This window comes from Aeromonas sp. ASNIH2 (genome assembly GCF_002934795.1).
Lineage (GTDB): Bacteria > Pseudomonadota > Gammaproteobacteria > Enterobacterales > Aeromonadaceae > Aeromonas > Aeromonas caviae.
The window spans coordinates 210,535-233,017 of record NZ_CP026406.1; the positions used below are offsets into that span (position 1 = coordinate 210,535).

At 60.5% G+C, this 22,483-nt stretch carries 25 protein-coding genes; 7 read left to right on the forward strand and 18 right to left on the reverse strand.

The genetic code is table 11. The features are described 5' to 3' along the window. Window positions 1-66: 66 nt before the first annotated feature. The 5 genes from C3F36_RS01030 to C3F36_RS01050 all read right to left on the reverse strand — a co-directional run bounded on the left by C3F36_RS01030 (window position 67) and on the right by C3F36_RS01050 (window position 2,975). Window positions 67-630: a cob(I)yrinic acid a,c-diamide adenosyltransferase gene (locus C3F36_RS01030; RefSeq protein ID WP_104454282.1), complete on the reverse strand. Its 564-nt coding sequence runs from the start codon at window positions 628-630 to the stop codon at window positions 67-69. Next, window positions 627-857: a DUF3820 family protein gene (locus C3F36_RS01035; protein ID WP_039038687.1), complete on the reverse strand. Its 231-nt coding sequence runs from the start codon at window positions 855-857 to the stop codon at window positions 627-629. The genes C3F36_RS01030 and C3F36_RS01035 overlap by 4 nt, the downstream gene beginning before the upstream one ends. A gap of 1 nt (window position 858) precedes the next feature. Further along, window positions 859-1,530 (reverse strand): 7-carboxy-7-deazaguanine synthase QueE, encoded by a 672-nt coding sequence (queE, locus tag C3F36_RS01040; protein ID WP_010674994.1) that lies wholly within the window; start codon window positions 1,528-1,530, stop codon window positions 859-861. A 61-nt stretch (window positions 1,531-1,591) separates the two neighbouring features. After that, window positions 1,592-2,299, reverse strand: coding sequence for a 7-cyano-7-deazaguanine synthase QueC (gene queC, locus C3F36_RS01045; RefSeq protein ID WP_010674995.1), 708 nt, complete (start codon window positions 2,297-2,299; stop codon window positions 1,592-1,594). Window positions 2,300-2,321: 22 nt separating this feature from the next. Then, window positions 2,322-2,975, reverse strand: a complete 654-nt coding sequence (locus C3F36_RS01050; RefSeq protein WP_174722086.1) for a tRNA-uridine aminocarboxypropyltransferase — start codon at window positions 2,973-2,975, stop codon at window positions 2,322-2,324. On the opposite strand from C3F36_RS01050, the gene rrtA reads away from it, so the two are divergent. Next, on the forward strand, window positions 2,941-3,519 hold the full coding sequence (gene rrtA, locus C3F36_RS01055; protein WP_223915160.1) for a rhombosortase: 579 nt from the start codon (window positions 2,941-2,943) through the stop codon (window positions 3,517-3,519). The two genes, C3F36_RS01050 and rrtA, sit on opposite strands and share 35 nt — an antisense overlap. 86 nt (window positions 3,520-3,605) lie before the next feature. On the opposite strand, the gene pyrF is transcribed toward rrtA, so the two are convergent. The 6 genes from pyrF to cmk all read right to left on the reverse strand — a co-directional run bounded on the left by pyrF (window position 3,606) and on the right by cmk (window position 8,876). Further along, window positions 3,606-4,304, reverse strand: a complete 699-nt coding sequence (gene pyrF / locus C3F36_RS01060; RefSeq protein WP_052816464.1) for an orotidine-5'-phosphate decarboxylase — start codon at window positions 4,302-4,304, stop codon at window positions 3,606-3,608. Window positions 4,305-4,425: 121 nt separating this feature from the next. Continuing rightward, a complete protein-coding gene (lapB, locus tag C3F36_RS01065) occupies window positions 4,426-5,592 on the reverse strand; it encodes a lipopolysaccharide assembly protein LapB (protein ID WP_104454283.1) in 1,167 nt (388 codons plus the stop codon). A gap of 9 nt (window positions 5,593-5,601) precedes the next feature. Next, the gene (locus tag C3F36_RS01070; RefSeq protein ID WP_104454284.1) at window positions 5,602-5,886 is read right to left on the reverse strand and encodes a LapA family protein; all 285 of its coding nucleotides are present in this window, start codon (window positions 5,884-5,886) and stop codon (window positions 5,602-5,604) included. A 156-nt stretch (window positions 5,887-6,042) separates the two neighbouring features. Beyond that, complete coding sequence (gene ihfB, locus C3F36_RS01075) at window positions 6,043-6,327, reverse strand: integration host factor subunit beta (RefSeq protein WP_005299934.1); 285 nt, start codon at window positions 6,325-6,327, stop codon at window positions 6,043-6,045. 92 nt (window positions 6,328-6,419) lie between these two features. Further along, a complete protein-coding gene (gene rpsA / locus C3F36_RS01080) occupies window positions 6,420-8,090 on the reverse strand; it encodes a 30S ribosomal protein S1 (protein ID WP_010675001.1) in 1,671 nt (556 codons plus the stop codon). Between the two features lie 93 nt (window positions 8,091-8,183). Next, entirely contained in the window at window positions 8,184-8,876 is a 693-nt protein-coding gene (cmk, locus tag C3F36_RS01085) for a (d)CMP kinase (protein WP_041215039.1), read from the reverse strand. Window positions 8,877-9,139: 263 nt separating this feature from the next. Between cmk and ribA the strand changes: the two genes are divergently transcribed. Continuing rightward, complete coding sequence (gene ribA, locus C3F36_RS01090) at window positions 9,140-9,733, forward strand: GTP cyclohydrolase II (protein ID WP_010675003.1); 594 nt, start codon at window positions 9,140-9,142, stop codon at window positions 9,731-9,733. 66 nt (window positions 9,734-9,799) lie between these two features. On the opposite strand, the gene C3F36_RS01095 is transcribed toward ribA, so the two are convergent. Next, window positions 9,800-10,702: a LysR family transcriptional regulator gene (locus C3F36_RS01095; RefSeq protein ID WP_103260270.1), complete on the reverse strand. Its 903-nt coding sequence runs from the start codon at window positions 10,700-10,702 to the stop codon at window positions 9,800-9,802. Between the two features lie 93 nt (window positions 10,703-10,795). Between C3F36_RS01095 and C3F36_RS01100 the strand changes: the two genes are divergently transcribed. Beyond that, complete coding sequence (locus C3F36_RS01100) at window positions 10,796-12,049, forward strand: MFS transporter (protein WP_104454285.1); 1,254 nt, start codon at window positions 10,796-10,798, stop codon at window positions 12,047-12,049. Here the strand turns inward: C3F36_RS01100 and C3F36_RS01105 are convergent. The 5 genes from C3F36_RS01105 to C3F36_RS01125 all read right to left on the reverse strand — a co-directional run bounded on the left by C3F36_RS01105 (window position 12,034) and on the right by C3F36_RS01125 (window position 17,950). After that, window positions 12,034-12,588 (reverse strand): VOC family protein, encoded by a 555-nt coding sequence (locus C3F36_RS01105; protein WP_104454286.1) that lies wholly within the window; start codon window positions 12,586-12,588, stop codon window positions 12,034-12,036. The two genes, C3F36_RS01100 and C3F36_RS01105, sit on opposite strands and share 16 nt — an antisense overlap. Beyond that, the gene (locus C3F36_RS01110; RefSeq protein WP_010675007.1) at window positions 12,582-13,346 is read right to left on the reverse strand and encodes a hypothetical protein; all 765 of its coding nucleotides are present in this window, start codon (window positions 13,344-13,346) and stop codon (window positions 12,582-12,584) included. The genes C3F36_RS01105 and C3F36_RS01110 overlap by 7 nt, the downstream gene beginning before the upstream one ends. Before the next feature lie 153 nt (window positions 13,347-13,499). Continuing rightward, window positions 13,500-14,225: an oxygen-insensitive NADPH nitroreductase gene (gene nfsA / locus C3F36_RS01115; RefSeq protein ID WP_010675008.1), complete on the reverse strand. Its 726-nt coding sequence runs from the start codon at window positions 14,223-14,225 to the stop codon at window positions 13,500-13,502. 67 nt (window positions 14,226-14,292) lie between these two features. Continuing rightward, entirely contained in the window at window positions 14,293-15,855 is a 1,563-nt protein-coding gene (locus tag C3F36_RS01120) for an AbgT family transporter (RefSeq protein ID WP_042880686.1), read from the reverse strand. A gap of 154 nt (window positions 15,856-16,009) precedes the next feature. After that, a complete protein-coding gene (locus C3F36_RS01125; protein ID WP_039038812.1) occupies window positions 16,010-17,950 on the reverse strand; it encodes a putative bifunctional diguanylate cyclase/phosphodiesterase in 1,941 nt (646 codons plus the stop codon). A gap of 322 nt (window positions 17,951-18,272) precedes the next feature. Here C3F36_RS01125 and C3F36_RS01130 point away from each other — a divergent pair, with 322 nt between their 5' ends. The 4 genes from C3F36_RS01130 to C3F36_RS01145 all read left to right on the forward strand — a co-directional run bounded on the left by C3F36_RS01130 (window position 18,273) and on the right by C3F36_RS01145 (window position 21,382). Beyond that, complete coding sequence (locus tag C3F36_RS01130) at window positions 18,273-18,821, forward strand: DUF2982 domain-containing protein (RefSeq protein ID WP_227263729.1); 549 nt, start codon at window positions 18,273-18,275, stop codon at window positions 18,819-18,821. Between the two features lie 83 nt (window positions 18,822-18,904). Further along, entirely contained in the window at window positions 18,905-19,849 is a 945-nt protein-coding gene (locus tag C3F36_RS01135; RefSeq protein WP_039038698.1) for a LysR family transcriptional regulator, read from the forward strand. A gap of 46 nt (window positions 19,850-19,895) precedes the next feature. After that, on the forward strand, window positions 19,896-20,918 hold the full coding sequence (locus C3F36_RS01140; RefSeq protein ID WP_042016635.1) for a response regulator: 1,023 nt from the start codon (window positions 19,896-19,898) through the stop codon (window positions 20,916-20,918). Window positions 20,919-20,950: 32 nt separating this feature from the next. Next, the gene (locus tag C3F36_RS01145; protein WP_039038700.1) at window positions 20,951-21,382 is read left to right on the forward strand and encodes a PAS domain-containing protein; all 432 of its coding nucleotides are present in this window, start codon (window positions 20,951-20,953) and stop codon (window positions 21,380-21,382) included. A 63-nt stretch (window positions 21,383-21,445) separates the two neighbouring features. Here the strand turns inward: C3F36_RS01145 and ltaE are convergent, their stop codons facing one another. Continuing rightward, window positions 21,446-22,462, reverse strand: coding sequence for a low-specificity L-threonine aldolase (gene ltaE, locus C3F36_RS01150; protein WP_042016636.1), 1,017 nt, complete (start codon window positions 22,460-22,462; stop codon window positions 21,446-21,448). Window positions 22,463-22,483: the final 21 nt, after the last annotated feature.

Sequence of the window (22,483 nt, forward strand, 5' to 3'; positions counted from 1 at the left end):
CCCCTTTCCACAGCAATAAAAAAACCTCGCAAGGCGAGGTTTTTTTATTGCTGCTTCGAGCGGTTGTCAGCCTCTGTCAGCCGCCTTGACCCAGAGGATCTCCGGGGTACCCGACGATACCAGCAGGTATCGGGCGATGGTGAAAAACCAGTCGCTCAGCCGGTTGAGGTAGGGCAAAACGGCCGGATTCACCCGCTCTACGCGGCTCAACCCAAGCAGCAGACGCTCGCAGCGACGGGTCAGGGTACGTACCACATGTGCCTGGGCCGCCGCCCGCGAACCGCTCGGCAAAATAAAATTGCGCAGCACCGGCAACCCGGCACTGTAGGCATCGATCTGTTGCTCGAGCCTGTTCGTCCAAGCCTCGTTCACCTGCCACAGCGTATCCGTTTGCGATTCACTGGAAAATGCCAGCTCCCCGCCCAGATCAAACAGCTCCTGCTGCAACAATATGAGATCGGCCAGGAGTGTGCTCTCCCCGACGGGTATTTCAGCCATCAACAAGCCTATTTGGGAATTCAGCTCGTCGATGGCGCCATAGGTCTCGACACGTTTATCGTCTTTGGCCAGGGAAGTGCCATCGGCAAGTCGCGTGAGCCCTTTGTCCCCTTGCCTTGTATATATTCTCATTCCGACATCCTGTTAATAATGGGAATAATCATGGACTCGAGTCCATTGAGCTTTATCTCGTAGGCCAGTGCCAGAGATTGGCCCAGGGTACCGGCCGGAAAACCGCTTCGCGCCATCCATACCAGATAGGGCTCGGGAATATCGATGATGCGCCGCCCCTTGTATTTCCCGTAAGGCATCTTGCTGGCCAGCGTCAGCAAGATGCGCTCATCGCTGAGTCCATCCATATCAATCGATATTCAGGTATTTATGGGTCTGGATGGAGAGTCGCCAGTTACGGGCGATGCAGGTCGCCATGGCCAGCTCCGTGGCCCTGGCTTTCTGGCTGATGGGTTGCAGCGCAATCATCACATCGGGGCGCAGCCGGGCGGTGGCCAGCAGGGCATCCAGCTCCTCGATATGGTGCTCGGTGGCCACCGGGTGCTTGATCTCGTTGGCCCGCTCGAGGGCAGAGACCAGCACCGGCAACCCACCCTTCATGCCGATCTTGGGGGAAACAGTCACCCAGGTCTGCTCATGGGTCAGCACCTCGCTGGTCCCGCTGGTTTCGATCTGCACCTGATAACCCGATGCCACCAGGGCCGAAGAGAGCTCGCGCAAGTCGTAGAGGCAGGGCTCACCACCGGTCAACACCACGTGACGGGCTCGGTAACCTAGCCGGGTAAAGCTGGCCAGGATATCTTCCGTGCTCATCTTGCTCCAGCCGTCGGACTCATTGGAACGATCGAGCACCTCGCCAGGGGCCACCTCACGCTCGGGGTCCACCACCCAGGTGTGGCGGGTATCGCACCAGGGGCAGCCCACCGGGCAGCCCTGAAGGCGAACGAAGATGGCGGGCAGGCCGGTAAATACCCCCTCCCCCTGGATGGTCTGGAAGATCTCGTTGATTGGGTAGTGCATCTTGGTCACGACTTGCTGCAAAAGGGGCGGATTATACCCCAAACCCGGGCTAGGCACAGGCTCAGGATCCGCTTTTCTCGCCCAGTCCGCTCTTCTCGTAAAGTCTGGCACGGATGCCGGTCTTGTCAGCCAGATAGTGATCCAGGCCACGGCGACGCAGCTCGCAGGCCGGACAGGCCCCGCAACCATCTCCCTGGATTCCGTTGTAGCAAGTGAGCGTCTGATGACGCACGGTATCGAGGTGACCGTAATGATCCGCCAGCGCCCAAGTTTCGGCCTTGTCGAGCCACATCAGGGGGGTTTCGAAGCGGATGGGGCGATCCAGCCCCAGGGAAACCGCCTGATTGAGCGCCTTGACGAAGTCGTCGCGGCAATCGGGATAGCCGGAAAAGTCGGTCTCGCACACCCCGGTGATCACGGCCTCGGCGCCCACCTGATAGGCATAGATGGCCGCCAGGGTCAGGAACAGGATGTTGCGTCCCGGCACGAAGGTGTTGGGCAGGCCGTTCTCCTGAAGCTCGAAGCTCACCGGTATGTCGTCCCGGGTCAATGCAGAGATGGCCAGCTCCCCGAGCATGGTCACATCCATTACCTTGTGGGCGGCGATCCCGAGCGCCGTCGCCAGATGGCGGGCGGTGTCAATCTCCGCCCGGTGGCGCTGGCCGTAATCGAAGGTGATGGCATGCACTTCGTCATAGCGGGCCTGTGCCTGCACCAGACAGGTGGTGCTGTCCTGCCCGCCACTGAAGACCACGACGGCTTTTTTCATGTTTTTCACTCCTCTGGGCAACTCAACGGCGGCGGCCTTGTGCAAAGTCATGCCACTGCCGGTTCAAATGGGTAAACAGGGTCATCAGCGGGGCGAAGCGCTCAGGCTCTCCTTCCCACCGGGACAACAGATGGTAGCCCGCTTCCAGGGTGGACAATGCCTCCTCAAAGGGCTTCTTGCGAATGGAATATTGCCCGGCAATGGCGCCGAGGGTGATCCGCGGCAACCCGAGCAGTGCAGGCGAGCTGTGCAACATGCGGTAGGCTTTGCGCCAGGTGCCATCGAGGAGGATGAAGTGGGCTCGCACGGTGCGTCCACGCCTCAGGAGATGCTCCCTTGCCTCTATCAGGGTCAGGGCCTCCTCATCGGGCCACAGCACGTAGCACTGGACAGCGGGGTCGGCAAGCAAGGCATTGAGCCCTTCGTCGTCGGAAAAGTCCTCCCCCACATGGATGCGCACATCGGTCAGGGACGCCGCCAGCAACGCAGCCGTCCCCTTGGGGTGACCTACTTCGGCAGGGTGTTGCAGGATATGGAGCGCAGCCAGGTTCGGCACCCGCTGAATATAATCGCACAGGCACGCTTTGAGGGCCCGGGTACAGCGTGTACAGTATCGGCTCTCTTTGTCGTTGGGCTGCTTCATGTTGTCAGGAAAATCGGGTCTGCTCTGGGTCATCGCGCTTTCGCTCGTCACTGCCTTGCTCTTTTTCACCGTGCCAAATCATCAGCTCGCCTTCGATCGCGACCTGATCGCCCAGGGCGAAGGGTGGCGCATCATAACAGGCAATCTGGCACACACCAATGGATGGCACCTGCTGCTCAACCTGAGCGGTCTGGCCGTGCTCTACAGCCTGTTTCAGGAGTACCTGACGGGATGGCGCCTGCCCGTGCTGTTGCTGCTGCTGGGAACGGCGGTCGGACTCGGCATCTGGTGGGGCTGCCCGCAAACCCAGTGGTACATGGGACTCTCCGGCCTGCTGCACGGATTGTTCGTATGGGGTGCCATGCAGGACATCCGCTTTCGCCGTCACTCCGGCTGGCTGATGCTGGCGGGCGTCGCCATCAAGCTCGGTGTGGACTTTTACAGTGCCGGCGAGAGCCCTGTCTCCGCCTTGATAGGTGCCAGGGTACACATCGAGTCACACTTCATCGGTGCACTCGCCGGCCTGCTCCTCGGCCTCTTCCCCATTCGTCTGGACGCCCAGGCCGTTCACTCCTGAGCTCCCCATAGGCAGGGCCAGCCCACGGCCAAAATGCAGCAGGCCGGATCTGGGATCCGGCCTGCGCTCATTCGCCCATGACGCCGTTACCGGCAAAGCTCGGCATTGATCGCCCCAAGCACGGCGGCGGGATCCGAGGACTGGGTGATGGGACGACCGATCACCAGATAATCCGCACCCGCCTCCACCGCTGCCAGCGGCGTCATGACGCGGCGCTGATCACCGGCAGCCGATCCGCTCGGACGAATGCCCGGCGTCACCAGCTTGAATTCGGCTCCCAGCAGCTCCTTCAGCACACTCGCCTCTTCCGCGGAGCAGACCACACCATCCAGCCCGGCCGTCTTGGCAAGGGTGGCCAGGCGGATCACCTGTTCTGCCGGCGTCACATCCAGACCCAGGGGCACCATGTCGGACTGCTCCATGCTGGTCAGCACGGTTACCCCGATGAGCAGTGGCGCCTTGTCGCCGTATGGCAGCAACGCCTCTCTGGCGGCACGCATCATGCGTTCGCCACCGCTGGCATGGACGTTCACCATCCAGACGCCCAGCTCCGCACTGGCCGCCACCGCCTTGGCGACGGTGTTGGGAATGTCGTGAAATTTCAGATCCAGGAAGACGTCGAACCCCTTGGCCACCAGTTGACGAACGAACTGGGGACCAAACAGGGTAAACATCTCCTTGCCTACTTTGAGGCGGCACTGGGCCGGTGAGATCTGCTCAATGAAGGCAAAGGCGTCGGCTTCGTGCTGATAATCCAGCGCGACCAGTACTTTGGGGTCTTGCATGTCACTTCCTATGGATTGTTATGCCACAGCCAGGCGCAGCAGAGCCGGGGCCCGGTTGCACGCTGGCATCTGAAATTCTTGGGTATCCGTGCTCGCCCGGGCGTGTTGGCCTCGCTGGCGTTTACTCCCCATCCAGCCCTCGGATCGGCTTGATGGTGCCCCACTGCCGGCAGGAAGGGCATTGCCAGAACAGCGAATGGGTGGCAAAGCCGCACTGACGGCACTTGTGGGTCGACTTGATCTTGATCTGCTCGCCGACCAGCTGTTGCAGCAGCTCCAGGCTCTCCTTGGCAGGCCCCTCCTCGGCACTGGCCAACTGGAAACCGACCAGCTGATAAAAGCCCTTCATGGAGGGGTGGCGACGCAGTTGGCGCAGCACCAGGGCCCGAGCCTGGCTCAACCCATCGCGGGCCTCCACCAGATTGGCCAGCGCCAGGGTCACGCTGACCCCCGCATGCTCCTCTACCGCTTTTTCAAGCAGCGGGATCAGCTCCTGGCTGCGACCAAGCTGGCGATAGCATTCGAGCAGTTTTGGCATGGCTTCGGAGGCAAAGTCGATATCCTGCTCGAACACCCGCAGGAGCTCCTTGGCCGCATCCTCGAACCTGCCCTCCTCCATCGCCAGATCGGCCAGCCGCAAGCTGGCGCGGGCACAGGCCGGGTGCGCACCGAGCGCACGCTTGAGCTTGGCGATGCCCGCAGGCTTGTCGCCATCGCGCAAGGCACTCTCCGCCTGTTCGCAATAGAAGTGGGAAATGGGCTCGGCCAGCTTCTTGCCCTGGAATTTCTGCAGACGCACCGCCACGGCGATGGCATTGTCCCAGTCACGCAACTGCTGATGAATGATCAGGAGCTGTGCCAGAGCCGTCTCTTCGAAATCGCTGTCATCACACAGCTCTTTCCAGAGTGCTTCGGCCCGATCGAGCAAGCCGGCAGCCAGAAAGTCACGGGCCAGCTCCTGCAAGGCAAGCTGACGCTGCTCACGGGTCAGCTGACGGGCGACCAGGTTCTGATGGATCTTGATGGCGCGATCGACCTCACCCCGTTGACGGAACAGGTTGCCGAGGGAGAGGTGGGTTTCGATGGTTTCGCTGTCGACTTCCAGCAGCTGGATAAAGAGATCCACCGCCTTGTCCGACTCGTCAGAGAGCAAATAGTTGAGGCCCGCCACGTACTGACGGGAAAACTGGTTACTCTGTTGCTGGGTGTCCTGGCGAACACTCCTGCGGCCCATGTACCAGCCATAACCGGCGGCGATGGGCAACAGCAGGAAAAGCAGTTCAAGCATCGAGGGACATTATTCCTTGGTTGTCGACCGGGCAAGCTCCAACTCGCGAGATTGACGACGCATGGTTCGGTTCAGGGTGCGATTTTGCAGTTTGAGACGCAGGAACAGCAGACCAAATACCAGCCAGCCCAGCAGAAAACCGCCGGCGAAGAAGAACCCCAGCAACATGGAGAGCGAGAACTCCCCCTGGGCAATCAGGTAGTTGAACTGCACCAGCTGACTATTTTGAGAACCGATGGCAAGGGTCAGGACAAACACCAGCACCAGTGGAATGAGGGCCAAGATACGCTTCATGGGAGCTCCCTGTCTGTAGCGAATGAGTGACTGATTATCCTTAAAATCACAGGCAGACTCTAGCGCGAATGGGAAAAGAGTGTGAGAAACCCGACAACGGGCAGACTCCAGGCCATAAAAATGAAAAAGGCATACTCAGGTATGCCGTTTTCTGCATTATTCGATGATGTTGACGCGTTCGCGCAACTCTTTGCCAGGTTTGAAGTGCGGGACATATTTCCCGGTCAGTTCAACCTTGTCCCCGGTCTTGGGGTTGCGACCCACGCGGGGCGCACGATAGTGCAGCGAGAAACTGCCAAATCCTCGGATTTCAATCCGGTCGCCGTTTTGCAAGGTCGATGCCATCTGCTCAAGGATCTCCTTGATAGCGGCTTCGACATCCTTGGCCGGCATATGCATGCGGCTGGCTGCCAGTTGTTCGATGAGATCTGATTTGGTCATAAGGTTAAATCTCCTTCCCCGATCACATGCAATAATCATTTTGCCAAGATAAAAAAGGGCGGCGCAATGCCGCCCTTTTCTTGCATCAAGGATTACTCACCCTTGGCGGCTTTGAACGCTTCCATCATGGCATTGCTGAACACAACTTCTTCTTGTTGGTTCAGGCTGTCGATGGCAACACGCTCGTCAGCCTCGTCCTTGGCACGGACAGACAGGCTTACGGTGCGGTTCTTGCGATCAACGCCCATGAATTTGGCTTCAACTTCGTCACCAACAGACAGCACCAGAGTGGCGTCTTCTACGCGGTCACGAGCAGCGTCGGAGGCACGCAGGTAGCCTTCTACGCCGTCAGCCAGTTCGATCACGGCACCCTTGGCATCAACCTCGGTAACCTTGCCCTTCACAATAGCACCTTTCTTGTTGTCAGACAGGTACTTATTGAACGGGTCTTCTTCGATCTGCTTGACGCCCAGGGAGATGCGCTCACGCTCCGGGTCCACTTGCAGAACAACGGCTTCGATTTCGTCGCCCTTCTTGAATTCACGCACGGCTTCTTCGCCCTGGTTGTTCCAGGAGATGTCAGACAGGTGAACCAGGCCGTCGATGCCGCCATCCAGACCGATGAAGATACCGAAGTCAGTGATGGACTTGATCTTGCCGGAAACACGGTCGCCCTTGGCGTGAGTTTCGGCAAACAGCTGCCACGGGTTGGATTTGCACTGCTTCAGACCCAGGGAGATACGACGACGCTCTTCGTCGATGTCCAGAACCATCACGTCAACCACGTCGCCAACGTTGACAACCTTGGACGGGTGGATGTTCTTGTTGGTCCAATCCATCTCGGATACGTGTACCAGGCCTTCAACGCCTTCTTCGATTTCAACGAAGCAGCCGTAGTCGGTCAGGTTGGTCACGCGGCCAGACAGACGGGTGGTCTCCGGGTAACGCTTGGCGATAGCAACCCAGGGATCTTCGCCCAGCTGCTTCAGGCCCAGGGATACACGGGTACGCTCACGATCGAACTTCAGAACCTTGACAGCGATCTCGTCGCCAACGTTGACGATTTCGGAAGGATGCTTAACGCGCTTCCACGCCATGTCGGTGATGTGCAGCAGGCCGTCAACACCGCCCAGATCTACGAATGCACCGTAGTCGGTCAGGTTCTTGACGATACCCTTAACTTCTTGACCTTCTTGCAGGTTGGCCAGCAGGCTTTCACGCTCGGAGGTGTTCTCGGTCTCGATCACGGCACGACGGGAAACAACAACGTTGTTGCGCTTCTGGTCCAGCTTGATGACTTTGAACTCGAGTTCTTTGTTTTCCAGGTGAGCGGTGTCACGGATCGGACGCACGTCAACCAGAGAACCCGGCAGGAAGGCACGGATGCCGTTCAGCTCAACGGTGAAACCACCCTTGACCTTGCCGTTGATGATACCGATAACGGTAGCTTGCTCTTCGTAAGCTTTTTCAAGCTGCAGCCAGGCTTCGTGGCGCTTGGCTTTTTCGCGGGACAGCTTGGTTTCGCCGAAACCATCTTCGATAGAGTCCAGAGCCACGTCAACGGAGTCACCTACGTTGATTTCCAGCTCGCCCATGGCGTTCTTGAATTCTTCAGCCGGGATAGCAGACTCGGATTTCAGACCGGCATCAACCAGTACGAAACCGTTCTCGATAGCAACGACAGTGCCCTTGACGATGGAACCTTGACGGGTTTCAACGGCGTTCAGGGACTCTTCAAAGAGTTGAGCAAAAGATTCGATCATTGTTTATGTCACAAATGAAACATCCACTTGCAATCCGGCACAAGCGGGGTTGTTTTAAATTATCTGCGCCATCCTTGGTGCAGACGACTGACATCAGTTTGCGCTGACATCACCAAGTTGTTGCTCTGCATAGGCAAGCACCGTTGCCAGCACTTCATCTATGGTCATGGACGTTGAGTCTACAACAAGAGCATCTTCCGCGGGTTTCAGGGGAGCGACGGCGCGATTTCTGTCGCGATCGTCACGTTCCCGAATCTCGGTTAAAAGACGCTCAAAGTTAACATCAAAGCCCTTATCTTGCAACTGCTTATAGCGGCGCTGGGCCCGCTCCTCGGCGCTGGCGTCGAGGAAAATCTTCACATCCGCCTCAGGGAAAACCACTGTACCCATGTCGCGACCGTCGGCGATGAGACCGGGGGCTTGGCGAAATGCTCTCTGACGGCGCAGCAGGGCTTCACGTACCCGGGGAAACGCCGCGATTTTGCTGGCCGCGTTGCCCACTTCTTCAGTACGAATGGTGCGGGAAACATCCTCCCCTTCGAGGATCACCTTGACCAGCTCCCCTTCTACCTGGAATTGCACATCCAGATTGGCGGCCAGGGGAACCAATGCGGCTTCGGAATCGAGCTCCACATCGTGATGCAGGGCTGCCAGGGAGAGCACCCGGTAGATGGCACCGGAATCGAGCAGGTGCCAGCCCAGTTTTTCAGCCAGCAACTGGCACAAGGTGCCTTTTCCTGCGCCACTTGGGCCATCAATAGTCATCACGGGGGCCATCTGAGCCATAACGTTTCTCCTGCGCACTCGGCATCTTGACTGGTTGCACACATCCCTGTCGGGATGGGTTAATGGGCGCCGATTATACCCGAATGCGCCGTCGCTGGCAGTTGTCAGGGCACACAATTGCGCAAAAGTCGTCGTGATTGCACCTATTCTGACCAATCGGGTTAACCCACTTCTCACGCAAGGTTTTGTTCTTATGGTTGTTCCGGACAATGCGCGCTAAACTGGCCGCCCTTTTTTAAGCAGCTGTAGTCAGGAGCAACCATATGAGCAGCGTTACCCTCGTGGCCAAATCCAAGTTGCCGACCCCCTGGGGCACTTTCACGCTGGTTGGTTTTCAGGAAACCGGCACGGGCAAGGATCATGCCGCGCTGGTGATGGGCGATATCGCAGACGGCGAACCCGTGCTGGGACGCATTCATTCCGAGTGTCTGACCGGGGATGCCCTGTTCAGTCTGCGTTGTGACTGCGGCTTCCAATTGCAGGCCGCGCTGGAAAACATCGCCAAGGCGGGTCGCGGCGTCCTGCTGTATGTCCGTCAAGAAGGGCGAGGCATCGGCTTGCTCAACAAGATCCGGGCCTATCATCTGCAGGATCAGGGGGCCGATACCGTGGAGGCCAACGTGGCGCTTGGCTTTGCCGCCGACATGCGCGACTACACCATCTGCGCCGACATGCTCAAGGCGCTCGAAGTCAAGTCCCTGCGCCTGATGACCAACAACCCGCGCAAGTTGAAGGCGATGGAATCCTTTGGCATCCCGGTGGCGGAGCGCGTGCCCCTTCAGGAAGGTCGCAATCCCCACAACGAGTTTTATCTCTCCACCAAGGCAAACAAGCTGGATCACCTGTTCAAGAAATAAGGTTGCATCCACCTTGTCAGCATACGCCTCCAGATTGGAGGCGTTTTTATTGGTGATACCACTGAATCATTCAGTATCTGTAGCGTAATGATGAGACACATCCCCTTGCGCCAGCAAAAAATCCCGCAACGCTCGGTTCGCCATGGAGAGCGGATCCCCCCGTCGCCAGGCTACGCAGAGATCCAGGAAGATGGGGGGTGAAAAAGGGATGCCGGTGAGGGCTGGCTCCTCTTCCAGCGCCATGCGCAGGAAGGTGGTCACGGCGAATCCCTGACGCACCACCGCCTTGAGCAGCGGGATGAGATTGCTTTCGAACGCGATGTCAGGCTCTACCCCCAGCCCCTGCGCCAACACCTCCATGTGTTCCCTGTGGTAGAAGCCTCGTCGGAACATGGCGAGCTCCTGGCTGAAGAACTGTGGCAGCGAGACCGCCTCAGCGCCGCGCAGGGGGTGCTCCTCCCCCACCACCATCAGCATCTCTTCCCGCAGCAGTTGCGCCCCCTCGAGGGCCGGTGGCAGATCGCTGGTGATGAGGATGGCGAGATCCAGACTGCCATCCACCATGCGGCTGAGCAGCTCCCGGGTGCCCGCCTCCTCCACCCGGATCTTCAAGCCGGGATAGCGATGCTTGAACGCCATCAGGATTGGCGGGAAGTAATAGGATCCCATCATGTAGGGGATACCGATGCGCACCTCCCCCCGCTCCAGCCCCTTGAGCTCGGCCATCTCGGCCTCGGCCTGGTGCATCTGGCGCAGCAGCCGTTCGGCGTGGCGACAGAGGACCTCTCCCTCCGGGGTGAGGCGCACGCTGCGGTCCTGCCGGTCAAACAGCCGCAGATCGAGCTGCTGCTCCAGCTTGGCGATGGCCATGCTGACGGCAGGCTGAGCCACGTTCAGCCCCTGGGCCGCCCTAGTGAAGGAGCCGGCATCGCGCACCGCCAGCAGGTATCCGAGCTGTTTCAGATCCATATCAATTTAATTTATCAGGGTGATAACTTAAATATATTATATTTATACGTCTCGTCGCACTACCCTGCACAAAAGTCGTCGGGACAACTCCATATGATCGAAGTAGGCAGTCGCGAATGGATACGCGCCACCCTGGCCCTCAGCCTGGGCTCCTTCCTGGTATTCCTCAATCTCTACCAGACCCATCCCCTGCTGCCACTCCTGGCAGAGGTTTTCTCGGTCAGCGCCCTGTCCGCCAGCTGGACGCTGGCAGGCTGCACCGCAGGGCTTGCAGGCTCCCTGCTCGTCTGTGCCCGTCTGGCTGATCGGTTCGGACGGCGGCGGATCATGCTGTGGACCCTGGCGGCCGCCATCCTGCTCTCCCTGTGCATCCCCTGGGTCACCCACTTTGATGTGCTGGTGAGCCTGCGCATCCTGCAAGGCGTCCTGCTGGCAGGGCTGCCCGCCACCGCCATTGCCTACATGGGGGAAGAGTTCAGCAAACGTGCCCTCATCGTAGCCGTCGGCGTCTATATCGCGGCCAACTCCCTGGGGGGCATCGCGGGCCGGGTGGTCGGCGGTCTGCTGGCTGGCTGGTTTGGTGACTGGCAGCACACTTTCCTCGGTATCGGGATCATCAGCCTCGCCCTGCTGCCACTGGTCATCTGGCTGCTGCCCGCCCAGCGCTGCTTCGTGGCCGTGGAGGCAGCGCCTGGGCAACTGCGCCGCGCCATCCAGAGTCACCTTGGCAATCCCCTGCTGGTGGGGGCCTATCTCATCGGCGGCCTCAACTTCATGGTCTTCCTGAACCAGTACAGCTATCTCACCTTCCTGCTGGCCAAGGCCCCCTTCTCCCTGCCGACCCAGTGGCTCGGCATGCTGTTTCTGACCTACCTCACCGGCACTGTCGCCTCTTCACTGAGCGGCCGCGGGGCCCATCGCTGGGGAGCACATCGTCTGCTGCTGGCGGGAATAACCTTGATGGCACTCGGCAGTCTGGCCCTGCTGCAGGGGAGCCTTGTCGCCATCATCGGGGGATTGCTTGTCTCAAGCTTCGGCTTCTTCCTCGCCCACGCCTGTGCCAGCGCCTGGGTCGGCCAGCACGTGGAGCACAACCGGGCGCTCGCCTCGTCGCTCTATCTGGTGGGGTATTACCTGGGAGCCAGTCTGGGTGGGCTTTATCTGCACCCCTTCTGGGAGCAAGGGGGGCTCTGGGGTCTGGTACTCGGCATCGAGCTGGTGTTGATGATCACCGCGGGGTTGAGCCTCTGGCTCGGTCACTTGAAAGGACGTGTGGCGCCCGCTTGTGCGTTGACGCCACAGGGTCTGGCTCCCGTCAACGGGCCCTCCCCTCACAGACCGCCATAATAGTCTGCCGGTACCGGCACCACGGCGCCGGTGCAGAGCTCTTCGTCTATCACCTCGTCAAGCGAGCGCAGATGAAACTTGATCTGCCCAGAAGGCAGCATCAATCCTATATCCGGGTTGCGTCTGTCATCGATGTTGCCGGTCTTGAAGGGGACATCGGGATGCGTCGCCACCAAGGCCGTGAGCGAGGGCACTACCAACTCGATATGTTCGAGCCCGGCCTGATGGCTTCGGCCCGCCTTGGGGGCGGCCAGTTCGATGCAGGGGACGGTCACCTGCTCCCAGCAGACGGGCTGGTGCAGGCGATAGGTGGCGATGGGACGACCGCCTATCATCCCCTCCACCAGCAAGACTCCGTGGGCGGCCAGCACCACTTTCAACTCCAGATATTCCGGCAGGGTGGCGGCGCGGTAGCAGAGGTGATCCACCACGGGGGAGCCATTGACTCCCATGACGGCACGCATTTCCGTGAGCAGTTGGCAAACAAATGGGGCCATGGGCCCCAGTGTGGAATCCAGGGGATGTGACATGATCACCATTTCTTCTTGGGTTGGAACAGGACGTCCAGTTCGTCCGTCTCTTTGTCCTTGATGTTTTGCAGCTCCTTCTCGCTGTGCTGCTGCAGGTGTTCTTCCAGCTGGCGCATCCCCTGACGCATGTCCTCTTCCCGCGCCAGCAGGTAGGGATCCTTGTCGGTGACATTGGCCAGCGCCCCCAGTCCCTTGGTGTAGAGCTGGCGGCAGGTGCCGTACTGCCCCTGGATCTGGGCATCCATGGCACGCTTGAGCAGGTTGGCGATGTTGATCTTGAGCTGCATCAGCTCGAGGCGGCGATCCTCCTGGGCAAAGCCCTGGGGATCTATCTTGCCCTTGTTGTGCTCGACCCGCAGCACGGCCCGCATCTTCTTGGCCAGTTGCAGCATCTGGATGGCCTGGCGGTCGGACTCCGGCGTCTTGAAATGCCCCTCGTCCTGGCTGCTGTAGTTCTCCTGCACGTTCTTGATCTGAAGCTGGACGTCGGCGATGCGCTGCTTGACCTGCGCATTGGGCATCACCAGCGCGATGGCACGGTAGGCATCCAGGATCCGGTGTTGCAACAGCAGCACCATGTTTTTGGAAAAGGGCACCAGGTTGACGTTCAGCAACACCTCTTCGGTCTCGTCTGCCACCGCCTTGTGACGGGCAATGGCCTGGCGCTTGTCCGATTCGGCCTTCTGCTTGTATTGCTGCACCACGTTATAGGCGATGACCAGAAACAGGAGTGCGCCGATTGACAGCAATATCAGGGTTAAAATCATAGGGTGTTCACACTCCAGTCCCAATCCAATTGCGAGATCCTACAACAGCTTAGCCTCATAGGGTAGCGCCCAGATCCCGTATTGCCTCACAAGAACGCTCGCAGGCGGTGACCGCATCCGGTGCGTCATGCTCCATATCGCCCGCCGCCCCCATTACTTGAGGCAAAAACCCTTCGACTGCAGGAATCCCAGCATGAAGGGCCTCGCCTCCTTGCCCAGGATCCCCCTGATCTGCCCGCTCCAGGTCTGATCCTTGTTGTTGCTGCTGCGGGCCTGGTAGTAGTCGTGGATCTGCCCGTCGTACCGGGCAAGCAGGGCGCGGTCCAGGGTGGCAGGATAGCGGTTCTCGTGCACCACCAGCGCCCGGGGCAGCCGCGGTTTTTGCTCCGGCCGCTGGGCGGGATGGCCCAGGCAGAGGCCAAACAGCGGGATCACCTGATGGGGCAGACCCAGCACCTCGCTCACCTCGGCCGGATTGTTGCGAATGCCGCCGATATAGACCCCGCCCAGCCCAAGTGACTGGGCCGCCAGCAAGGCATTTTGCGCCATCAGGGCGCCGTCGATGGCCCCGATCATGAGCTGCTCCACAAAGCCGGTGCGGGCCTCCGGCACTATCTGGCTGTGCCGATGGTAGTCGGCGCAAAACACCAGAAACTCCGCCGCTTCGACCACATAGGCCTGATGGCCGGCCAGCTCCGCCAGGGTGGCCCGCAGCCCCTTGTCGGTGACCCGGATGATGCTGTTGGCCTGGAGGAAGCTGGAGCTCGCGGCGCTCTGGGCGGCGCTCAGGATCTGATCCAGCTGCTCTGCGCTGACGGGCTCTGGGGTGAACTGGCGAATGGAGCGATGGGAAAGAATGAGATCGATGGTCGGGTTCATGGTACCTCCGGGATGAAGGGCACACTCTACCCAAAAAAAGCGGGGGGCCCAAGGCCCCCCGTCACCCTCAAGGGGCAGGATAGACATAGGGGGCCTGCAACCCAAGCGGGAACCCCAGCGCCCAGTAGATCAGCAGGAAGCCCGTCCAGCTCACCAGGAAGGCCAGGGAGTAAGGCAGCATCATGGAGACCAGGGTGCCGATGCCTGTGCTCTTCACATACTGCTGGCAATAGACCACCACCAGGGGGAAGAAGACCATCAGCGGGGTGATGATGTTGGAGGCGGAATCCCCCACCCGATACGCGGCCTGAGTCAGCTCGGGCGAGATCCCCACCGCCATCAGCATGGGCACCAGGATGGGGCTGATGAGGGCCCACTTGGCGGAGGCCGAGCCCACCACCAGGTTGACGGTGGCCGTCAGCAGTATGATGCCGACGATGGTCACCTCTCCCGGCAACGCCAGGGCGTGAAGCACCTCGGCACCGGAGAGCGCCAGCAGGGTACCGAGGTTGGAGTCCCCGAACGCCTTGATGAAGAGGGCGCAGAAGAAGGCCATCACCATGTAGGAGCCCATCTTGTTCATGGTGGCCGACATGGCGTCGATCACATCCTTGCCACTCTTGAAGCTGCCGGCGACAAAGCCATAGACGATCCCGGGCAGGATGAAGAGCAGGAAGATGAGGGGCACGATGGACTTCATCACCGGTGCGGCGAAGGTGGTGAGGGAACCGTCCGGTGCCCTCATCGGCGAGTCGCCGGGGGCCAGCGCCAGCCCCAGCAGCACCACGGCCGCCAGCATGGCGAACCCGGCCCAGTTGAAGGCCCGGCTCTCCTGGGCGCTGTAACGACCCATCTCGTCGGCGCTCTCCAGATCCTCGTTGAGGGGCACTTGCTTGAGGCGCGGCTCGACAATCTTCTCGGTGACAAACCAGCCCACGCAGATGATCAGCAAGGAAGAAGCGCCGGTGAAGATGATATTGCACAGGGTGTTGACCATGTAGTCAGGGTCGAACAACTGGGCTGCAGACTGGGTAAAACCCTGAAGCAGCGCATCCCCGCCGGAGGGCAGGAAGTTGGCGGCAAACCCGCCGGAAACCCCGGCAAAGGCTGCGGCAATCCCCGCCAGCGGGTGGCGACCCGCCGCATGGAAGATGATGCCGCCAATGGGGATCACCAGCACATAGCCGGCATCGGCGGCGGTATGGCTGACGATGGCCACCAGGATCAGCATGGGGGTCAGAAAGCGCGCCGGCGTCACCTTGAGCAGCTTCTTGAGCCCGGTGTTGATGAAACCGGACTGTTCAGCCACCCCGACCCCCAGCATGGCCACCAGCACGATGCCAAGGGGAGCAAACCCGGTGAACGTGGTGACCATGCTGGCGAGAAAGTCCGCCAGCCCTGCCCCGGTTAACAGGTTGTTGATGACCACGGCCTCTCCGGTGCGGGGATTGACCAGATCGAAGGAGAACTGGGAGCCTATCCAGGAGCCGACCCAGACGATCAGCAAGGCATAGAGGAAGAGCATGGCGGGATCCGGCAGCTTGTTGCCCGCCTTCTCCACCCCGTTCAGAAAGCGGTTCAACCAGCCGTTGGGAGGGGCCGGACGCTCGTTCACTGCAGCTTGACTCATTATGGTGATACTCCATTACCAAGGAATGAGCGCGCATACTAGCGATAACGTCTAATGGATCCCATGATATGAGACAAAAATTCGATTAATTATGTTTAATTTGGCATCTCGCACTTCATAAATGGGAGATGCCGCACATTTATCAACAACTTGCTCAATGGTTTGCGAGGGGATAGCGGCCCAGCCGGCACTGTACAGCGAACCCCGCCGCCGCCACCTCTTCCGGGGTCATGGGACGGCTGAACAGAAATCCCTGGAAAACGTGGCAGCCCTGAGTCTGCAGGGCCGCAAGCTCGTGCTCCTCCTCCACCCCTTCCGCCAGGATCCCAAGCCCCAGACTGGTGGCCATGGCCACCGTCGCCCGGATCACCGGCAGGTTGAGCCCCACCACGAAGGAGCGGTCCAGCTTGATGGTGTCGATGGGCAACCGGTTGAGGTAGGCAAGCGACGAGTAGCCCGTCCCGAAGTCGTCGATGGCGATCTTGATCCCCTGCTCGCTCAGGGCGTCGAGGATCTCGATGCACCCCTTCATGTCGAGCATCAGCACCGTCTCGGTCAGCTCCAAGGTCAGCAGTGCCGCCTCCACCGAGAATGCCTCGAGCAGTTGGGCCACCAGCTCCGGCAAACTGGCAGAGAGCTGGAAGCCCGAGAGATTGACCGACACCGGCACCCTCACCCCGTCCTGTCGCTGCCACTCCCCCATCTGGGCCAATGCGGTGGAAAGCACCCAGCTTCCAATTTCCCGGATGAGCCCCATCTCTTCGGCCAGCGGAATGAACTCCGCCGGCGACACATGGCCGAGCACGGGATTGTACCAGCGTACCAGGGCCTCGAAACCGATGACCCGACCTTGCGCCACATCCACCTGGGGCTGATAGCGCAGGCTGAGCTCCCCCCGACCGACGGCCTTGGCCAGAAACTGCTTGAGGGTCAGCTTGCGATGCAGGCTTTGCTGCATGCTGGGGGTGAAGCGCTGCCAGCGAAGCCGCCCCATCTGCTTGGCCTGGTACATGGCCATGTCGGCACGGGTGATGAGGTTGTCGCCGTCATCCGCGTCGTCCGGGTAGATGGCGATGCCGATGCTGCCGCCGATGGTGACCTCGGGGACACCACTCAGCTGCAGTGGCTTGCTCATCTGGGAGAGCATGAGATCCGCCACCTCCTGGGCCCGATCGCTCGCCTGGTTGAGGGGCACCAGGGCGGTGAACTCGTCCCCGCCAAGGCGCGCCAGCTCCACATCCCGCGGGCAGATCTGCTTGAGCCGTCCGGCGACCCGCTCCAGCAGGCGATCCCCGGCCTTGTGGCCGTAGTTGTCATTGACCAGCTTGAAGTTGTCCAGATCCATGAACACCAGGGCAAAGCGCCCCCCGAGGCCGCAATAGGCTTCCAGGGATTTCATCAGGCCGTAGCGGTTGAGCAGCCCGGTGAGGGAGTCGTGCCAGGCCAGGTGGCGATGCTCCAGCTCTTCGAGCTTGCGATCCGTGATGTCCCGCATGGTCAGCAGGATCCGTGCCCCCTGCTGGATATGGCGAAACTGGTACTGGAACCAGCGCATCCCCTTCTGGGTGCGACACTCCCCTTCAGCCACCACTTCGTCCAGACGGGAGAGGCGACGATAGAAGGCCTCGTCCGCACCGGAGAAGATCTGGGGCAGCGTCAGAATGCCGGTGCCAAAGCACATGTCGAAGTGATGGTTGCCGCTCTCGAGGCGCCCCTCGTTGTCAAAGAGACAGGCCAGGGTGTCGCCGGTGGCGAGGGAGGACTCCTGATAGAGGGTGTCGGCATCGATGACCGCTTCCGCCATCATCATCTGCCGTCCGGCAAGCTGGATTCCGGAAAGACGCAGATAGACCTGCTTCTTGACCCCCTTGGGTGAGAGGGTCCACCACTCGTTGTAACTGCGCTCCTGCTGGAAATCGCCGAGATAACGCTGCAGCAGCAGATCGATGGCGGCGGCCATGTCGGCGGAGAAATCCCGGGACTTCAGCTCGGCCAGGGAGCTCGCCTCCCAGAGCCCGAGGGCAGCATCGTTGGCCCAGTAAATATGATGACGCTGGATGTCATAGACCCAGACAGGCGTGTGGAGGACATCCATCACGGTGAGCAGGCGTTCGTCTAGCGTATTCATGTTGAGTGATGATTCATGCTGAAAGCTCATGGTCGAACCAGTCGCTTGCGCCCCCTGACAGGAGCATTCACGCTGGTACAAAATCTGTTCCGGCCCATAATCGGATAACAAACGGATGAAAAAAGGCCGAAATCATATGAAAACGCTACATGTGATCCCCATGGTACGAAGAAATGGACTCACACTGGTATTGTTGGGCATGGTGATAACCATTGCTATGATTTTTATACTTTTTTTTCTTCGTGAACAACTACTAATCCCCGCCATTTCCCTCCTCCTGGCGGGCCTGATGACAATTCTTGTCGGGGTTTGGAAACTGGGTGAGCCTCATTTTAGTCTCTCTTTGTGTCAGGACTGCCTGCAATACCATCACAAGTACGGCGGCTGGATCCTGAAATGGAGAAATATTCAGCGAATTGACCAACCACGTATCCATTTGGGGTGGGATCTGGTGGAGCTGCCCTACATCGGTTTGAAAATAAAGGATTACGACGCTTTTTTGACGCTGATCACACCCCGGCTCGCCGTCCGTCTGCTCACTGAGCAGCGCGCCGTGCTGATGCAGGCCATGCGAAGCGAGCGCTCCAACTGCCCGACCGGAGGGTGCGGCAGTGGGCTCCTGGGAGAGGGACTGCTGGAGGAGAGCCGCTTCTGCTCACCCTCCGGCCAGCGCTATGAGGGGGTGATCGCCATGCTCGGCAACCGCATGGCACGGCTGCGTGATCTGCTGGGGTACGATCTGCTGGTGCCCGACAACAGCCTGGACAGATCCCCGGAAGATTTCGTCCATCTGCTCCAGCAATACCAGCGCGAGTCGAATCTAATCCAGATCAATTAAACGCCGGATTGCGCTTGCCAAGCCCGGTGACTCTTCATAAGGTCACTGGCTTGTTACAGCCAGAACACCCCCTAAAACCGCTTATGAAGTACATCGAAGAGTTCTATCTGTTCGTCAAGGTGGTGCAAGAGGGCGGTTTCTCCCACGCCGCCGCTGCGCTGGGCATGCCGACCGGCACCATCAGTCGACGTATCTCCCAACTGGAAGAGCAGCTCGGATGCAGCCTGCTGCACAGATCCACCCGCAAGCTGCGTCTCACGGACGAAGGGCTGCGCTATTACGAGCGCCTCTGTACCCCCCTTGCGGAAATAGAGCAGGCCACCGGCGAAATCCGGGGTGAGGAGACGGACATCAGCGGCCTCATCCGCCTCGCGGCCCCCATCGCCCTCTCCAACACCATCCTGGTCGACATGCTGGCGGACTTCGGCCTGCGCTATCCCGGGGTACAGTTTGACATCCGCCAGTCCAACGACCATGCCCTCCAGGCGGATCAGGACAGGGACCTGGTCTTTTTCAACGGCGAGCTTCCCCAGACCCTGCCCAACGCCCTCTGTCTGGGTCACATCCAGTACGGTCTGTTCGCCTCCCCCCTCTATCTGGAGAAGATGGGAGTGCCCTCCCACCCGACCCAGCTGGAAGAGCACGATCTCATCTACTGCTGGCCCCACCAGCACTGGCAACTGAGCGGGCGGGACGAACAGACGGTCTGCATAAAGCGCACACCCCGCCTTTGCATCGACCAGACCCAGGCCGCCGTGCGGGCAGCCCAGCGCCACCTCGGCATCGTCAACGCCCCGCAGCACTACGTGCACCCCTTCCTGCAAGATGGTCAGCTCGTCCCCGTCCTGCCGGACTGGCAGTCGGGAAAACGTCCCTTCTACATGCTCCATTGCCAGCCCCGGTTCACCCCGTTGCGTGTTAAGATGTTCGCCGATTTCGTCGAGAAGCACTCCGAGCGCTATCGCACCCGTCAGCAGAACGATCAATTTTCACCGGCGCAGCCGCTGCCCGTTGCATCTGACGGCTGATGACCCACACTTAGCGCAATCCTCGTTGCATAGGTCGGCTAACACTATGAATGTATTGATATGTGATGACTCCGGGTTCGCGCGCAAACAGCTGGTGCGCGCCCTGCCCGCCGATTGGGATGTCACCTTGCACCAGGCAGCGGACGGGCTGGAAGGGGTCGAGCAGATCCTGATGGGGCACGGGGACCTGATCTTTCTCGATCTCACCATGCCGGAGATGGACGGTTATGGCGTGCTCGAGACCCTCAAGCGAGAGGGGGTGCGCAGCAAGGTGATCGTGGTCTCCGGCGACATCCAGCCGGAAGCCCATGAGCGTGTCATGGCCCTTGGCGCCCTCGATTTCATCAAGAAGCCGGCCTCCCCGGACACCCTCCTTGCCTTGCTCAAGCGCCACGGACTGTGGCAATCGGCCACCCAGGTGACGGCCATCCAGCCCCAGCCCGTCGCCAGCCACCAGGCTGCCCAGAGCAGCATCCAGTTCACCCCCGAGCTGCGGGATGTCTATCAGGAGCTGGCCAACGTCGCCATGGGCCAGGGGGCGGATCTGCTGGCCCGCCTGCTCGGCGCCTTCGTGCTGCTCCCCATCCCCAACGTCAACGTGCTGGAGGTCTCCGAGCTGCACATGGCGCTCTCGGCCGCCGCCGAGTCGGAGACGCTCTCTGCGGTCTGTCAAGGCTTCATCGGGGCCGGGATCGCCGGGGAGGCCCTGCTGCTGTTCCACGATGCCAGCTTCCAGGACCTGGCCCGCCTGATGAACCATCAGGGGGAGCTGGATCACGGCGCCGAGCTGGAACTGCTAATGGACACCGCCAACGTGCTGATCGGCGCCTTCCTGCGCGGCTACGCCAACCAGCTCGACACCCCTTTTAGCCAGGGTCACCCCGTGGTGCTGGGCCAGCACAGGCCCATTCAGGATCTCATTCGGACCAACCAGAGCCGCTGGCGCCGCACTCTGGCCATCGAGATCAACTATCGGGTGCAGGGCTATGCGGTGCAGTGCGATCTCTTGCTGCTGTTTACCGAAGATTCCATCGCCACCATGAACAACAAGATCATGCACATGCTCTGACCGTCCCGCGGCAGCAACCACCAGGAGTGACCATGGACATTCGGGAATTTCATTGGCTGATGAACATCGTCCAGAATCTGGACGTGGGGCTGGTCGTGCTCGACAGGGAGTACCGGATCCAGGTGTGGAACGGCTTCATGGAGAGTCACAGCGGCCGGTTGGCAGGCGAGGTGCGCGATCAAGGGCTGTTCTCGCTCTTCCCCGATGTGGACAAGGCCTGGTTCGAGCGCAAGGCCAACATGGTGTTCAAGCTCAACAACCGTGCCTTCAGCACCTGGGAGCAGCGCCCCTACCTGTTGCGCTTCTCCAACTACCGCCCCATCACGGGATCGGCCCCCTACATGTACCAGAACCTGACCCTGGTGCCGCTGGCCGACTTCGCCGGAGAGGTCACCCACCTGGCCATCATGATCTATGACGCCACCGACGAGGCCATGCTGATCACCGGCCAGCGCCAGGGATGACCGACCCTGCCATGACAACAAGGGCGCCCGATGGCGCCCTTGTTGTTGCGATGGGGAATGGCGTCAGCCACTCAGGTACTCGGTGAAGGCGTCGATCACCTCGTCGATGTCATCGTCGGTGATCTGCAGGTGGGTCACCAGCCTGAGCTCCCCGTAGCCGGAGAAGAGAATACCGCGCTCCTTCATGAAACCCAGCAAGGTGGCGGGATCTCCCTGGGTCAGGCGCAGGAATACCATGTTGGTCTGCACCTCCCCCAAGTTGAGTGCGATGCCTGGCAAGGCGGCCAGCCCCTCTGCCAGACGCCTAGCGCGGCGATGATCATCCGCCAGCCGGGCAACGTGCTGATCCAGCGCGAACAGGGCGGCCTGGGCCAGGATCCCTCCCTGGCGCATGCCGCCCCCCAGCATCTTGCGCAGCCGTCTGGCGCGGGCGATGAACGCAGCCGATCCCACCAGCAGGGAACCCACCGGTGCCCCCAGTCCCTTGGAGAGGCAGACGGAGATGCTGTCAAAAGGCGCCGCGATGGCGGCCACCGGTTCCCCGCTCGCCACCACCGCATTGAAGAGGCGAGCCCCGTCCAGGTGAAGCTTCAGCCCCTTCTCGTCGACGAATTCGCGCATGGCGCGCAGGTAGGTCAATGGCAGCACCTTGCCGTTATGGGTATTTTCCAGGCAGACGAGGCGCGTCTGGACGAAATGGGGATCATCGGGAGCGATGGCCCCCCGCACATCCTCGATGGCCAGGGTGCCGTCCGCCTGCATGGGGACGGATTGCAGGGCCACCGAGCCCAGCACGGCAGAGCCCTGAGCCTCATAGCGATAGATGTGGGAGGCCGCCCCCAGCACGGCCCCTTCCCCACGCTGGCAGTGACTCATCATGGCCAGCAGGTTGGACATGGTGCCGGAGGGCACGAACAGGGCCGCCTCCTTGCCAAGCAGTTCGGCGCCGCGGCGCTCCAGCGCATTGATGCTGGGATCTTCCCCATAGACATCGTCTCCCACCTCGGCATGCAGCATGCTCTGGCGCATGGCTTCCGTGGGTTGGGTCACGGTATCACTTCGTAAATCGATATAGCGCATGTCATCCTCCTGATGCAGGAC